Below are 14,286 nucleotides of genomic sequence, written 5' to 3'. Positions count from 1 at the left end.
ATGAGCTAATGCTGAATATTATCGGATTTGACGGTAATTATTTCTTGAATCCCCTGCGATGGGGCTGATCGGCATCATGGATACGGGTCATGGTGGTGCGGAGGGTGACGGTGTCCGGGGCGGTCAAGGATTTCGAAGATGCCAAGGGCAATCAACAGGCAGGCGAACAACATTCTCAGCAGGTGCTCGGGTAGTGCCATCGCCGCGTGTGCGCCGATGAGGGCGCCGATCAGTCCGCCCACCGCCAGCCAGGGCAAGAGGGCCCAGCGCACGTTGTGTTCGATGGCGTTTTCCAACAAACCGCTGACCGTGGAAGGTAGGCGTGTGATCAGTGATGTGCCCTGAGCCAGAGCCTGTGGCATGCCCAGTCCGAGCACGAACAAAGGGGCGAGCACCGGGCCGCCGCTGACCCCGACAATACCGGCCACGGCACCTGAAAAGACACCGACAAATATCAGATAGATAGTTGACCAGGATGTGGCAAAGCCGTGCGGCGGCGAAGTGCCGACCGCCAGCAGTGCAGCACCGCCAAGGATGACGACCACACCGAAAACGATGCGCAAGCCGCGCACGGGCCAATTGCGGCTCATGCGCGCGGCGACCGGGGCAACGAATAACGAGGGTACGCCGGCCCACAGCAGGGCGGACCAGACGATTTTCCCCTTTATGGCATAGGCAGCACCTGCCGTGATGGCATTAACCAGGGCAACGGCAAGCGCGGTGCCGCGCGCATCCAGCGCGTCGAGCCTCAGCAGCCCGGTAAGCAGCGGGATGAGCAGCGTGCCGCCGCCAAGGCTGGCGAGGCCGCCGCCGAAACCGGCAATGAGTCCGATAATAACCGCCTTGGCATGCGGTGCGGGCCGGCTGTGCCGAGGCACATGCAGGGCGGGTTCTTGCTTCATGGATGTCTGCCTGGACTGGCTCAGTGTGGGACGAATAGAGATATGCCGCTACCTGGTAGGTGCGGTGTCTCGAATAGACCTGGATTTCGGCGCCGGGTTCTGTGCCGATACGGCAAGATTTGCGGCCGGCGCCAAACGCGCCGGCCGCTGAGGGGTCAGTGCGTGGTGCCGCCGCCGAGTTCTGCGTCGATCAGGGTTTCGGCTTCCAACCAATCGTCCAGCGAGCGGCTCGGATCGAAACCGTGCTTCTCAGCGATGTAGAAAGCAGCCTCGGAAATCATGCGATAACGCTGTTCCGGGGTGACCTGGATCGTGGCCGTTTTGGGCTTGCGTGTGCGTGGTGCGGCGGTTTTCGGAGCCGCGCTCTTGGCCTTGGCCGTTGCGGTGGAGGCGGCCTTTGCAGGGGCCTTGGAGGCCGTCTTGGCAGCAGTAGTGGCAGTGGTATCGGCGGTCTTGGTGCTGCGCGTGCTTTTTTTCGGGGGGGAGGCGGGGGTCTCGCTCATGGTGTTACTCCGTCAGGGCTGGTGGGGGCGCTGCCGGCTGCGGTGCGGTGGCAGTCTGAAAGAGCATAGATCACGCGCAAACGTTAGGACAATTCGGTGAATGACGCATGCGGCAGCGTCGTTAATCATGATCGACGTCATGCGTCCGGAAATCCGGCAGCCCGGCTGCGATCAGTCCCGCGCGTTCCCGTTCGACCTCGTCGTCGAGGTAGGCACGCCTCGCGGCATGCCCCCAAACCACGCCCGGCCAGGCGGGATCCCTGTCGTGCCGCCCGACCACATGGATATGGAGCTGGCGGACGATGTTGCCGATAGCGGCGATGTTGAGCTTCATGATCTGCGGATGATGGGCTTCGACATAGGCCGCGACTTGATAAACCTCGTCCATCACGGCGTCCCGAAAGCCGGCATCCAAGGCATGCAGTTCGGTTTCTGTGCTGCGTGGGACGAGGATGAACCATGGGTAGAGAGCGTTATCCAGCAGCAGCAGTTCGCAGCAAGGTAGGCCGCCCATGCGATGGCAGTCGCGTGCGAGCCGGGGATCGAGGCCGAAATCGTCGCCCATCGCAACGTTGGCGGGCGTAGTCTGTGCTGCGCCCGCGCGGTCTCAGGCCTTGCCCTGGAGCTGGGCGATGACGGCCTCGTTTTCGAGCGTGGAAATGTCCGAGGTGATGTCCTCGCCCTTGGCGATGGTGCGCAGCAGACGACGCATGATCTTGCCCGAACGCGTCTTGGGCAGGCCCTCGGTGAAGCGGATTTCGTCCGGCTTGGCGATCGGTCCGATCTCCTTGGCAACCCAGTCGCGCAGGGTCTTGGCCATGGCCTCGGCGGAGGCGCCGGTGGGGCGTTCGCCGCGCAGGATCACGTAGGCCACGATGGCCTCGCCCTTGATCTCGTGCGGGCGGCCGACCACGGCGGCCTCGGCCACGGCCTCGTGGGAGACCAGGGCGGATTCGATTTCCATGGTGCCGAGGCGGTGTCCGGAGACGTTGAGCACGTCGTCGACGCGGCCCATGATCCAGAAGTAGCCGTCCGCATCGCGGCGGGCGCTGTCGCCGGCGAGATAGAAGCGGCCGTCGAACATGCCCCAGTAGGTCTTGCGGTAACGCTCGTCGTCGCCCCACACGGTGCGCAGCATCGACGGCCAGGGTTTGCGGATGACGAGATAGCCGCCGCGGTTGGGTTCGGCGATGGACTCGCCGTGCTCGTCGACCACGTCGGCCATGATACCGGGCAGCGCCAGCGTGCAGGAGCCGGGCTTGGTCGCAACCGCCCCGGGAATCGGCGCGATCATGTGCCCGCCGGTTTCGGTCTGCCACCAGGTGTCGGCAATCGGGCAGCGCTCGCCGCCGATCACGCGGTGATACCACATCCAGGCCTCCGGATTGATCGGTTCGCCGACGGTACCGAGCAGACGCAGCTTGGAAAGGTCGTAGGACTGGGGGAAGGCGTCGCCGAGCTTCATCAGTGCGCGGATCGCGGTCGGCGCGGTGTAGAACACGGTGACCGCATGCTCTGCCGCAAGCTTCCAGAAACGCCCGCCGTCCGGCACCGTCGGTGCGCCCTCGTAGATCACCTGGGTCGCGCCGAGTGCCAGCGGTCCGTAGGCGACGTAGGTGTGCCCGGTGATCCAGCCGACGTCGGCGGTGCACCAGAACACGTCCCGATCGTGCAGATCGAAGACCCACTTGTTGGTGAGGATGGCGTGCAGCAGATAGCCCGCGCTGGAATGCTGGATGCCCTTGGGCTTGCCGGTGGAACCGGAGGTGTAGAGCAGGAACAGCGGATGTTCCGCCTCCACCCACTCGGGTTCGCAGGTCGTCGGCTGGCCGGCGAGGGCGTCGTCCCAGAGCACGTCGCGCCCCTCGACCAGCGGTACGCCATGGCGGGTGCGCTCGAACACGATGACCTTCTCCACGCTGGGCGTGCCGTGCGCGATGGCCTCGTCGACCGCGGTCTTGAGCGGAATGATCTTGCCGCTGCGGTGACCGCCGTCGGCGGTGATGATCATGCGCGCGCCGGCGTCGTTGACGCGGTCGCGCAGGGCCTCGGCGGAGAAGCCGCCGAAGACCACGGAATGGGTCGCGCCGATGCGCGCGCAGGCCTGCATGGCGATCACCGCTTCGGCGATCATCGGCATGTAGACGACCACGCGGTCGCCCTTGCGGATGCCCTGTGCCTTGAGCGCGTTGGCGAACTGGCAGACCTCGGCGTGCAGTTCGCGGTAGGTGTACTTGCGCACGTCGCCGGGTTCACCCTCGAAGATGATCGCGGTCTTGTCGCCGCGCTCGGCCAGGTGGCGGTCGAGGCAGTTGTAGCTGACGTTGAGGCGGCCGTCGGAGAACCACTGATAATGCGGGGCGTTCGATTCGTCCAGGGTCACGCCGAACGGCTTCTCCCAGCTGATCTCCTCGCGTGCCTGCCGGGCCCAGAAGCCTTCATAGTCCTCGGCGGCCTCGCGGTGCAGGGCGGCGAGTTTCTCGGCATTCAGCCGGGCCTCGGCGACAAAGTCCTGCGGGGGCTGGAATACGCGATCCTCGTGGAGGACGGATTCGATGTTTTCGCTCATGGTCGACGCGCTCCTCGGTATTGTGATGTGCGGTGCCCGGCAGCAATTCGCTGCGATACGCGGTCCGTAGGTGAGCAGAAAAGCTTAACAGAAATACGCCGCGAACCTAGATGACGGAGGTCACGGCAGGCGGCCAGTCCAGGGCGCACAGCCCGGCGTTGTCGACGCTGATGCGCCGGAAATCGGCGAGCGAGGTCCGTTCGGCGAGCAGCATGGCCAGCCGGATGACCCCGGCGTGGGTTACGGCCAGGACCGGTGTCGGCGCGGCGGCGAGTTCGTCGAGGCAACGGCGGACCCTGTCGGCCGCGGCCGGCAGCGGTTCACCGCCTTCGGGAGGGTGCAGATCGGGGTCGCGCTTCCAGCGGCGCAGCGCATCCGGCCAGCGTGCCTTGACCTCGGCCTGGGTCAGGCCCTCCCAGTCGCCATAGGCCAGTTCGCACAGGCGCTCGTCGAATCCGACGTCGAGGCGCAGGGTGTGGCCGATGCAGACCGCGGTGTCGCGTGCCCGGCGCAGCGGGCTGCTGACGAGGGTCCTGGCGCCACTGTCCGCCAGCCGTTCGCCCAGCGCCATGGCCTGTTCCCAGCCGGTTGCCGACAGATCGGTATCGACCCGGCCCTGATAGCGGCCTTCCCGGTTCCATTCGGTCTGACCATGCCGGACCAGGATCAGGCGCGCAGGACCTATCGCGGTGTCGGCCTCAACCACGCAGACTCAGCCCGAGGGTGATGCGCTGCCCCGCATGCAGGGCCTCGCCGGCCACCTCCTTCTCGTACAGCAGGCGCAGCCGTACGCCGTGCGTGAGTCGATAGGAAACGCCGATGCCCTGGCGCAGGAGGTTGTAGTTGGTGGCGTTGTGCGCGGTATTTCCGGGGATGTAGCCGCCATCCGGACCCAGCGTGCGCGACACGAACAGGCTGCCGACCCAGGACCAGCGGTGCGCAAACGGACCGCCGACGACGCCGCTGAAACGGATCTGCGGGGCGCCGCCCTCGAGAAACACGCGCGGGCCGAGCGACAAGCTGAGGAACAGGGGCGCGCCCGCAGCGGCGAAGCTGTGCCACAGCCAGTAATCCATTTCGACCGCATGCTGGCCCGTGCTCAGCGCGGGGTCGAGGGTTCCGGAGCCGGTGGGGAGAATGGCGCTCAGGGCCAGGGCCTGGGCGGTATCCCTGCCAAGATCGAAGACCCGGGCGAACCCGAGTTGCTGATCCTCAGGCCCGCTGGCGGTCAGGGTCTTGCGGTGCTTGATTTTCTCGATGTGTGCCGCGCGCAGGTCGAAGAACACCAGCCAATGCGGGCTGAGCGCGGCGTGACCGGTGATGCGCAGTTCCTGCTTGAGATAGCGGCTGCTCGATGGCTGTGTGGCGGTGCCGAAGGTGCCCTGCGGGAAGCTGCGGTCGGCGCTGTAGTCCCGGTACTGGAAATTGAGCGTGTTGCTGCCGTCCGGCGGAGTCCAGGGATTGGCGCGTGCGGCTTGCGGCAGAACCAGCAGGAGAATCGGGAGCAGCAGTGCGTAGGCGCGCAGGAACGGTGTGAGCGGTGTCGTGGGCATGCGTTACCCGGCCAGAGGAATGAAGCACAGACCCAGGGCACGCAGACGCTCGCCCTCGAGCAGGTTGCGCCCGTCGACCACCACGCGCGCGCCGCTGAGCGTACCGGCGATGCCATCCCAGTCGAGCGTGCGGAATTCCGGCCAGTCGGTGGCGATGACCACGGCCTCGGCGCCGGCGGCGGCGGTATAGGCGTCGTCGAAGTGGTGCAGCTGTGCGTCGGGCGGACGGGCCAGGCGTGCGGCGGAGCCGGCACGGGGGTCATAGGCGCGCACCTGGGCGCCGCCACGGCGCAAGGCATCGATCACCGCGAGTCCGGGCGCCTCGCGCACGTCGCCGGTGCCAGCCTTGAAGGACAGCCCGAACACGCAGATCTGCCGGCCGCGGAGGTTGCCGAGGGCGTCGTGCAGGGTGCGGATCACGGCCTGGCGCTGCCGCGCGTTGACGGCGAGTGTGGCGCGCAGCAGCCCCGGTGTTTCGTCCGGTACGAGCCGGTCCAGGGCGCGGACCTCGCGCGGCAGGCAGTCGCCGCCGTAGCCCAGACCCGGTTCGATGAAATCGGCGCCGATGCGCGGGTCGAGCGCCATGCCTTCGGCCACGGAGCGAACGTCGGCGCCGGTCAGGCGCGCGAGCTGGGCGATCTCGTTAACGAAGGAGATTTTCGTCGCGAAAAAGGCGTTGGAGGCGTACTTGATCAGTTGCGCGGAGGCGGGGGAAACGAGCAGGGTGGGGCTGCGCAGCGGAGCGTAGAGTCGGGCTAGGGCGTTGGCGGCATCGGCATCGTCGCAGCCGATCACGATCCGGTCGGGTTGCGTGATGTCGCGCAGGGCCTGACCGCGACGAGGAAACTCGGGCGTAATGGCGACGGGCAGGCGCCGATCGCTTGTGCGCAGGCGATGCAGAGCGGCCTGCAGGCGGATATACGCACCGCCGGGCGGGGGCACTGACTTGAGCACCACAGTAAAGTCGCCGGGTGTGCGTTGGGCAATTTCAGTTACGGTTCGGCGCAGGTCGCTGGTGGCAGGTCGTCCGTCGACGCGCAGCGGCGTGCCGATGCAGGCGAAGACGAAATCCACCGCTTCGTCGGCATGCGCGTCGCGGGTCAGCGAGATGCTGCCGTCTGCCAGGGCATCCGTGAAAGCCGCGATCAGTTCGGGCTCGTCGCTTTCCAGACAGCCGCTTGCCAGCGCGTCGAGGCGGTCGGCGTCGTGATCGTGTGCGGTGACCCGGCAGCCCAGTCGGGTCAGACAGACCGCAGTGGCTAGACCGACGTGTCCCAGGCCTACGATGAAGGCGTGCTGCGCCATTGACTATGTCCTCGCCGGCTACGTCCTCAGGCTTCCAGCATCGCTTCGCTGCGCGGGCAGAGAGCGAGGAGTTCCTCGGCCACGCGCGCGGCGCCCTCCAGCGGAAACGGTGTGCGATGACGGTCCTCGATGTCGAGGGCATGCGGCACCAGCCGCCCGAGCTGTTCGACCAGGTCGCCGTCCGGGTCGACGCGGTCGACCAGACCGAAGCGCGCCAACATTTCGGAGCGCAGCCGCTGTTCCGCACGTGGACGGGCACGCGGCACCAGTATGGCCTTGCAGCCCAGAGACAGAATTTCCGAGCTGGTGTTGTAGCCGGCCATGGCGATCACCAGACTGCATTCGCCCATCAGGGGGAGCATGTCGGTCGCGCCATCGATGAAGTGTGTGTCCTGACATTCGGCGGCCATGGCCTCAAGGCGCGCGCGCTCAGTCGGGTCCATCAGCGGCCCGGGCACGATCAGGCTCTGGCAGCCGAAGCCGCCGTGCTCGCGCAGTGCCTGCAGATAAGCCTCGATGATGCACGCGCCGTCGCCGCCGCCGCCCACCGTGATCAGCACGCGCTGTCTGCCAGACAGTACGGGCGGTAGCGCGGGGGCGATGGATTCGGGAGAGGGGTCATTGCAGACGTAGCCGCAGTAGCGGATTTTGCGCGCCACGGGTTCAGGTATCTCATAGGAAGCGACGACGTCGAACCAGTCCTCGCGGCCATACACCAGAACCCGGTCGTAGACCCGCTCGAGGATGTCGTGAATGCCTTGCTCCTGCCACACCTGGCGGGTCGCCGCCGGGGCGTCGATGATGTCGCGCATGCCGAGGACCAGACGGGTGTCCGGGTAGTCCTCCTGCAGCAGGGCGAGCGTCGGCAGCAGCTCGCCGCCCATGCCGATGGGCGCGTGGTCGACCAGGAACACGTCGGGGCGGAAGGAGAGTGCGGCTTCCAGGATCAATGCTTCGCGATGGCCCTTGAGCAGGGCGAAATTCTTGGCGTGATCGCGTGGACCGTAGTGCTCGTCGCCGAGTTTGACCACCGGCGGCAGCGCACGCACGGTCAACCCGGGCGGTAGCGGCCAGCTGTCCTGCATCGGCGAGCCGGTGAGCAGCAGCACTTCGAAACGTCCGGGCATGGCCAGCAGTTGGCGTGCGATGGCAAGGTTGCGGCGCAGATGACCAAGGCCGAAGGTGTCGTGCGAATACAGCATCACCCGCCGTGGCCTGGGGTGCGGTACGCCGCGGCTAAACCCTCGTTCTGTGGTCCAACCGTCCTGCCAGCTGGCTACGGGGTAGCCGGCCTCGGGGTAGGTGGCGACGGCGCCGGCAGGGCGCGAGATGGGCTGCAGCCCGCGCGGGACCACGTTGCTGCGCTGCCGACGCCAGCAGTCGAGGCATAGCGATACCCAGTCGTTGCCGTGCAGGTAGCGGATCGAGGCGCGCTGCTGGTGCCCGCAGTGGTTGCCGGATGCCGCAGCTGCCTGGTGACCGCTGTGGGCTGCCGGCGGCGCGCCGGCCGGATTGCGCGAAACGGTTGACGCTTGCGAATTCATTGCGGTGTCGCCTCCAGCCTGCTGCTGTGTCGCTGATGCATGGGATGATCGAATGTCACTTGAAGATCTACACGTCGAGCACAGCGAAAGGGTTGCATCTCGATGCAGACTTTCGGTTCATCCGGTAGGGCGCAGTTCCGCCCGCGACGCAGCCACCGTTTCACGCGGATTTCCCCCCCTACCGATGGCGAGGTATTGGAAGCCGAGCTGCTGTAGGAGTTTGGGGTCGTAGAGGTTGCGGCCGTCGAGGATGAGGGGGTGGGCGAGTTTTTGTTTGATGAGGTCGAAGTCGGGACTGCGGAAGTGAGTCCACTCGGTGACGATGAGCAGCGCGTCGGCGCCCTCCAGGGTGTCCTCGGGGCTGTCGCACAGGGCAAGATCGGGCCGTTCGCCGTAGATCCGACGGCACTCGTGCATGGCGACCGGGTCATAGGCCTGCACACGGGCACCGGCGTCCCACAACGCCTCCATCAGGGTGCGGCTGGGGGCCTCGCGCATGTCGTCGGTGTTGGGCTTGAAGGCCAGGCCCCAGAGGGCGAAGCTGCGGCCCTTGAGGTTGCCGTCGAAGTGCGCGTGCAGCTTCTCGAACAGGCGCTGCTTCTGGCGCTCGTTGACCGACTCCACTGCGGCCAGCAGCTCGGCCTGATAGCCGCTGCCGCGCGCCGTGCGCTCCAGGGCCTTCACGTCCTTGGGGAAGCACGAGCCGCCGTAGCCGCAGCCCGGATAGATGAAGTGATAGCCGATACGCGGGTCCGAGCCGATGCCCACGCGCACCGCCTCGATGTCCGCGCCCAGGCGCTCGGCCAGATTGGCCAGCTCGTTCATGAAACTGATCTTGGTGGCCAGCAGGGCATTGGCCGCGTACTTGGTCAGCTCGGCCGAACGCACATCCATCAGCACCACGCGCTCGTGGCTGCGGTTGAAGGGCGCATACAGCGCCCGCATCAGCTCGCCGGTGCGCGGATTGTCCGTGCCGACCACGATGCGGTCGGGCTTCATGAAGTCCTCGATGGCCGCGCCCTCCTTGAGGAACTCCGGATTCGAGACCACATCGAACTCCGCCGTCACCCCGCGCGCGGCGAGGGCCTCGGCGAGGGCCGCGCGGACACGGTCGGCGGTGCCCACGGGCACGGTCGACTTGTTGATCACCACCCGATACTCGTCCATGTGGCGTCCGACGGTACGGGCGACCTCAAGGACATGGCGCAGATCGGCCGAGCCGTCCTCGTCGGGCGGGGTGCCGACGGCGATGAACTGGAACAGGCCATGCTTGACGCCCTCGGCGGCGTCGAGGGTGAAGCGCAGGCGGCCGGCGGCGGCGTTGTCGCGCACGAGCTTGTCGAGGCCGGGCTCGTAGATGGGGATGTCGCCCTGTTCGAGGCGCCGGATCTTGTCGGGATCGACGTCGACGCAGAGCACGTGATTGCCCACCTGGGCCAGACACGCCCCTGTCACCAGCCCTACGTAACCCGATCCGTATATCGTGATCTTCATGCCGGCATGCTCCCTCGTTGAATGTCGTTGCTCTGAATGGGTACTACCTCGGCTCCGCGAGCCAGCGAATCGTCGCGCCACAGGGCCGCATAGGCGCCGTTTTGCTGCAGCAGCTCGGCGTGGCGCCCGCGCTCGACGATACGCCCGCCGTCCAACACCACGATGACGTCGGCATCGGCGATGGTGGCCAGGCGGTGGGCGATGATCAGCGTGGTGCGGCCTTGCGTAAGGCGCTGCAGGGCGGCCGTCACGCGGCGTTCGGCAAAGGCGTCGAGCGCACTGGTGGGCTCGTCGAGAAGCACCACGGGGGCGTCGCGCAGCATCGCGCGGGCGATGGAGACGCACTGGCGCTGGCCGCCGGAAAGCCCGGCGCCGCGCTCGCCGACGGGCGTGTCGAAGCCCTGGGGCAGGGATCGGATCATGTCGTCGATGCCGGCCGCGCGCGCGGCGGCCATCGCATCGTCGCGCGTGGCGCCGTCGCGCCCGTAGGCGATGTTTTCCCACACGCTGCCCTGCAGCAGCAGCGGCTCCTGCAGCACGAGGGCGATCTGATCGCGCAGGTAGTCGAGATCGAGATCGCGCAGGTCGTGTCCGTCCAGCAGCACGCGCCCGGTCACGGGATCGTGCAAGCGCGGCACCAGTGTCGCGAGCGTGCTCTTGCCGGCGCCGGTCGCGCCGACCAGGGCTACGGTCTGTCCGGGGGCGATGTCGAGTTCGATCTCGTGCAGGATGGGGCGGGCCTCGCGGTAGGCGAATGACACGTTTTCCAGGCGAATGGCGCCACGGCTGCGTTCGGGACGCAGTGCACCGGGGCGGTTCCTGATCTCGGGCGCCTCATGGAAGATGTCGCCCAGGCGTTCGGCCGCGACCTGCCCCTTGCTGATCACGCCGGCCGACTTGGCGAACTGGCGCAGCGGGGCGGCCATGCCGCGCAGATAGGCGAGAAAGACCAGCAGTTCGCCGGCGGTGATGCGTCCGTGCAGGACTTGGATCGCGCCATACCAGGTGGCGAGCGCGGTGGTCATGGCGATCCCGCCGGCGACCAGTGGGGCAAAGCGGTTCTGCAGGTCGCTGGCCTCGATGGTGGCCTCCAGGCTTTGTCCTGCATGCTGTCCGAAGCGGTCGTCCTCGTGCGTGTGGCGTCCGTAGGCCTGCACGATGGGCAGGGCGGTCATGATTTCCTGGATCAGACCGGAGAGCTCGCCTTCGCGGTTGCGCGCCTGGCGCAGCGCGCGCTTGAGCCGTTGGCTGTAGCGCTGCATCAGCCACAGCAGCAGCGGGCCGGCGGCGAGCACGATCAGCGCATAGCGCCAGTCGATCACCAGCATGATCGTCACCATGCCCACGAGGGTGAGCAGGTGCGCGAACACGCCGCTACCGACGGTGGTGACAAGATTCTGCAGCGACTGGATGTCGCCGTTGAGCCGACTGGCAACCTCGCCGCTACGGCGGCGCCGGTGAAAGGCGAGCGACAGGCGCTGCAGGTGTGCGAAAAGGTCGCGGCGCAGCTCGAATACGGCCCGCTGACCGGCCACCAGCAGCAGGCGGTTGCCCACGATGGCGAGCAGCATGTCGAGTAGACCCAGTGCGATCATGATCACAGCCAGGGCATCGAGCAGGGCAACGCGATGCAGCACAGGGTCGGGCAGCCAGCCCGCCATCCAGGCCGGCAGCGGATGGCGGAACAGGACGCTGTCGATAATGAATTTGAGCGGCCAGGGGATCAGCAACAGCACGCCTGCGCGCAGACTCATCCCGGCGGCTGCGGCCGCCAGGGCGCGGCGGTGCGGGCGCAAGTAGGTGCGCAGCGACCAGAGCGTGAATTCCGCTTCGCGCGGCATGGTGCCTATACCGCCAGCGGGCCGGCGTGGGTGGGACACATCTGCGCGGCCAGCGAGGCGACGCGCGCGGCGTTCGAATCCCAGCTGAAGGCCGTGCTGGCCCGGCGCGCGGCCTGTTCGCCCATGGCGCGGCGTGAGAGCGGGTTCTGCAGCAGCTCGGAAATCGCCGCGGCGCAGCCGGCGGTATCGCCGGGCGAGTACAGGCGTCCGGTGACACCGTCCTCGACCAGCTCGGTGAGCTGACCGATGCGTGGTGCCACTACCGGGCGCCCCATGGCCATGGATTCGATCACCTTCATCGGCGAGAAGTAGAAGTCCGGCTGCGGCTGGTAAGGCGCCACGGTGACGTCCATCGCGGCCAGATAGGCGGGTATCTCGTCATGCGGGACGTGTCCGGCCAGCACCACGGAATTACCCATGCGTTCGCGCATGATGCGTTCGCGCAGATGCTCCATCACGGGTCCGTCGCCGACGATGAGCAGGCGCGCGTCGCCGTGTTCGCGGCGGATTTGGTGGAAGGCATCGAGCAGCAGGTCAAGTCCGTGCCAGGGCTTGAGGCTGCCTACGAAGCCGATCACTGGGCTGCCGGAGAAGCCGTGGCGCGCACGGATCAGCAGTTTGTCGATCGCGGTGTTGAAGCGGGTGGTGTCCACGCCGTTCGGCAGGATGCTGATGCGCTGTTCCGGCACTCCCTGTTTGATCGCGTGCGTTTTCATCGCCGCGGAGACGGCGACGATGTGGCTCGCGCCGCGGAATACCTCGCGTTCGATGGATTCGGCAAGCCCGCGCTGTACCAGACCGCGGAAGCGGGCCTGCTCCTCCACCAGCGGGGCATTGATTTCGAGGATGTGCGGGATGTCGAGGGCGGCGGCAACCTGAAGCCCGGCGCGGTGCATCAACGAATAGCGTTCGTAAAGCAGCTCGGGGCGCTGGCCGCTGCGCTGCAGGGCTCCCAGCATGCGCGCCGCCAGCGCACGGTCGTGCGCGATGCGTGCCAGTTCACGGCGCAGCGTGCGGTCGTGCTCGTAGGTTTCGATGCCAAGATCCCTTGCCGCGTTGGCGATCGGCTCGGGGTCATCCTGCGGCGGCAGTTCCATGCATTCGCCCGGAGGCGGTGCGTTGCCTTCTCCGAGACGACTGCAGAACAGCGACACCTCGTGACCGGTCCGGGTGAAGGCGCCGATCATCTCGCGCACGTGGACCGAGGCGCCCTTGTGGCCGAGCACGGGAATGCCGCCGTCGGCGCAGAGATAGGCGATTTTCACGACGCGGCCTCCGCAAGCAGGAGTGAGCGGACTTCCTTGGCGGTTTCCCAGCATTCGAAGCGCCCCTCGATGCTGTCGCGGGCGGCCTGTCCGATGCGGTTGCGCAGCGCAGGCTGCTCGATCAGGCGTTGCAGGGCGTCGGCCATGCCGGCCGGGTCTCGTGGCGGCACCAGGATGCCGTTGCGGCCGTGATCGACCAGTTCGGGAATGCCGGAGACCTGGGTCGAGACCACGGCCAGGCCGGTTGCCATGGCCTCGACGATCACATTCGGAATGCCGTCGCGATCGCCGTCCTCAGTCACGTGGCAGGCCAGGGCGAACATCGAGGCCTCGCCGTAAAAGCGGATCAGTCGGTCGTGGGCCATGGCGCCCAGGAACTGCACTTCGTTACCGAGCTGGAGCTCGCCCACGCGTTGTTCGAGATCGTTGCGCAGAGGGCCCTGGCCGACGATCGCGCAGCGGAACGGTACGCCGCGGTCGCGCAGCAGACGGCAGGCCTCGATCAGGTCGGTCATGCCCTTTTTCGGCACCAGGCGGCCGACCGAGAGAATCAGCGGCAGATCCTGCGCAGGTTCATCGAGGGCGGCGGGCGGGAATGCCGAAAGGTCGATGCCGTGATAGACGAGATGTACCTTGCGCTGCTCCTCGGGCGGCAGGAAGCCGCGCAGATAGTCGACGTTGTGCTGGGTGCAGGTCAACACGAAGCTGGCTGAGCGTACGCGGCGCTCGATCACCCGCGGCGGCGACAGGTACAGGTCCTTGGCGTGGGTGGTGAAGCTGTAGGTGATGCCGCTCATCACGCTGGCAAGCCGGGCGACGGTGGCCGGCGCGTTGGCGAAGTGGGCGTGAAGGTGCTTGATACCTTCACGGCGGCAGTGGCTCGCGACGAATCCGGCACGCAGAAACTGCTTGCCGACACTGATCGGGTGGCGCGTGCGGATGGACCACCAGGTGGCGAGTCCCAGGGCGTGCAGGTAGCGTCCCGGTGCGCCGGCGAGTACGGACAGATGGGCGCCGGCCACCGTGCGGGCCTTCTCCAGCCAGCTCACGGGGAGGTAATGCACCGGCGAGCGCACCTCGTTCACGGTCGGATGGTAGTGCGTTTCCTCGGGACGCAGCAGAGAGAAAAGCGTCAGGCGCGTGCCCAGGCGTTCCAGCGCCCTGATCTCGTTGAGGATGAAGGTTTCGGACAGTCGAGGATAGCGTTTGAGGATGTAGCCGATCGGCTTGTCGCTGCTGGGAAACATGAGCCTGACCCCTGGTTTCGTTGTCGTTCAAAGGCAAGCCTGGAGCCGATATCTCGGCTGTCG

At 66.9% G+C, this 14,286-nt stretch carries 12 protein-coding genes; all 12 read right to left on the bottom strand.

The window, feature by feature from the left end:
• Positions 1 to 74: 74 nt before the first annotated feature.
• The 12 genes from BJI67_RS08820 to BJI67_RS08765 all read right to left on the bottom strand — a co-directional run bounded on the left by BJI67_RS08820 (position 75) and on the right by BJI67_RS08765 (position 14,223).
• Entirely contained in the window at positions 75 to 902 is an 828-nt protein-coding gene (locus tag BJI67_RS08820) for a sulfite exporter TauE/SafE family protein (protein WP_070072719.1), read from the bottom strand.
• A 155-nt stretch (positions 903 to 1,057) separates the two neighbouring features.
• Positions 1,058 to 1,405: a DUF2934 domain-containing protein gene (locus BJI67_RS08815; protein WP_070072718.1), complete on the bottom strand. Its 348-nt coding sequence runs from the start codon at positions 1,403 to 1,405 to the stop codon at positions 1,058 to 1,060.
• A gap of 121 nt (positions 1,406 to 1,526) precedes the next feature.
• The gene (locus BJI67_RS08810; RefSeq protein WP_070072717.1) at positions 1,527 to 1,970 is read right to left on the bottom strand and encodes an HIT domain-containing protein; all 444 of its coding nucleotides are present in this window, start codon (positions 1,968 to 1,970) and stop codon (positions 1,527 to 1,529) included.
• A 42-nt stretch (positions 1,971 to 2,012) separates the two neighbouring features.
• A complete protein-coding gene (gene acs / locus BJI67_RS08805; RefSeq protein ID WP_070072716.1) occupies positions 2,013 to 3,974 on the bottom strand; it encodes an acetate--CoA ligase in 1,962 nt (653 codons plus the stop codon).
• Positions 3,975 to 4,080: 106 nt separating this feature from the next.
• Positions 4,081 to 4,680 carry a histidine phosphatase family protein gene (locus BJI67_RS08800; protein ID WP_070072715.1) on the bottom strand — a complete coding sequence of 200 codons (600 nt, stop codon included), beginning with the start codon at positions 4,678 to 4,680 and terminating at the stop codon, positions 4,081 to 4,083.
• Positions 4,673 to 5,527: a hypothetical protein gene (locus BJI67_RS08795; RefSeq protein ID WP_070072714.1), complete on the bottom strand. Its 855-nt coding sequence runs from the start codon at positions 5,525 to 5,527 to the stop codon at positions 4,673 to 4,675. Before BJI67_RS08795 ends, BJI67_RS08800 begins: the two co-directional genes overlap by 8 nt.
• 3 nt (positions 5,528 to 5,530) lie before the next feature.
• On the bottom strand, positions 5,531 to 6,832 hold the full coding sequence (locus BJI67_RS08790; RefSeq protein WP_070072713.1) for a UDP-glucose dehydrogenase family protein: 1,302 nt from the start codon (positions 6,830 to 6,832) through the stop codon (positions 5,531 to 5,533).
• Between the two features lie 26 nt (positions 6,833 to 6,858).
• Positions 6,859 to 8,376 (bottom strand): glycosyltransferase family protein, encoded by a 1,518-nt coding sequence (locus BJI67_RS08785; RefSeq protein WP_156782092.1) that lies wholly within the window; start codon positions 8,374 to 8,376, stop codon positions 6,859 to 6,861.
• Between the two features lie 117 nt (positions 8,377 to 8,493).
• Positions 8,494 to 9,870: a UDP-glucose dehydrogenase family protein gene (locus BJI67_RS08780; protein ID WP_070072712.1), complete on the bottom strand. Its 1,377-nt coding sequence runs from the start codon at positions 9,868 to 9,870 to the stop codon at positions 8,494 to 8,496.
• The gene (locus tag BJI67_RS08775) at positions 9,867 to 11,711 is read right to left on the bottom strand and encodes an ABC transporter ATP-binding protein (protein WP_070072711.1); all 1,845 of its coding nucleotides are present in this window, start codon (positions 11,709 to 11,711) and stop codon (positions 9,867 to 9,869) included. The genes BJI67_RS08780 and BJI67_RS08775 overlap by 4 nt, the downstream gene beginning before the upstream one ends.
• Before the next feature lie 5 nt (positions 11,712 to 11,716).
• On the bottom strand, positions 11,717 to 12,976 hold the full coding sequence (locus BJI67_RS08770; RefSeq protein WP_070072710.1) for a glycosyltransferase family 4 protein: 1,260 nt from the start codon (positions 12,974 to 12,976) through the stop codon (positions 11,717 to 11,719).
• Positions 12,973 to 14,223, bottom strand: a complete 1,251-nt coding sequence (locus tag BJI67_RS08765) for a glycosyltransferase family 4 protein (RefSeq protein ID WP_070072709.1) — start codon at positions 14,221 to 14,223, stop codon at positions 12,973 to 12,975. Before BJI67_RS08765 ends, BJI67_RS08770 begins: the two co-directional genes overlap by 4 nt.
• Positions 14,224 to 14,286: the final 63 nt, after the last annotated feature.

Source organism: Acidihalobacter aeolianus (assembly GCF_001753165.1).
Taxonomy (GTDB): Bacteria; Pseudomonadota; Gammaproteobacteria; order DSM-5130; family Acidihalobacteraceae; genus Acidihalobacter; species Acidihalobacter aeolianus.
This window is presented reverse-complemented; position numbering and strand designations above follow the sequence as displayed.

What these genes read in the sequence shown, in the direction of transcription:
- BJI67_RS08820 (WP_070072719.1), bottom strand. Translation starts at nt 902, where the DNA reads ATGAAGCAAGAACCCGCCCTGCATGTGCCTCGGCACAGCCGGCCCGCA.
- BJI67_RS08815 (WP_070072718.1), bottom strand. Translation starts at nt 1,405, where the DNA reads ATGAGCGAGACCCCCGCCTCCCCCCCGAAAAAAAGCACGCGCAGCACC.
- BJI67_RS08810 (WP_070072717.1), bottom strand. Translation starts at nt 1,970, where the DNA reads ATGGGCGACGATTTCGGCCTCGATCCCCGGCTCGCACGCGACTGCCAT.
- acs (WP_070072716.1), bottom strand. Translation starts at nt 3,974, where the DNA reads ATGAGCGAAAACATCGAATCCGTCCTCCACGAGGATCGCGTATTCCAG.
- BJI67_RS08795 (WP_070072714.1), bottom strand. Translation starts at nt 5,527, where the DNA reads ATGCCCACGACACCGCTCACACCGTTCCTGCGCGCCTACGCACTGCTG.
- BJI67_RS08790 (WP_070072713.1), bottom strand. Translation starts at nt 6,832, where the DNA reads ATGGCGCAGCACGCCTTCATCGTAGGCCTGGGACACGTCGGTCTAGCC.
- BJI67_RS08785 (WP_156782092.1), bottom strand. Translation starts at nt 8,376, where the DNA reads ATGAATTCGCAAGCGTCAACCGTTTCGCGCAATCCGGCCGGCGCGCCG.
- BJI67_RS08780 (WP_070072712.1), bottom strand. Translation starts at nt 9,870, where the DNA reads ATGAAGATCACGATATACGGATCGGGTTACGTAGGGCTGGTGACAGGG.
- BJI67_RS08775 (WP_070072711.1), bottom strand. Translation starts at nt 11,711, where the DNA reads ATGCCGCGCGAAGCGGAATTCACGCTCTGGTCGCTGCGCACCTACTTG.
- BJI67_RS08765 (WP_070072709.1), bottom strand. Translation starts at nt 14,223, where the DNA reads ATGTTTCCCAGCAGCGACAAGCCGATCGGCTACATCCTCAAACGCTAT.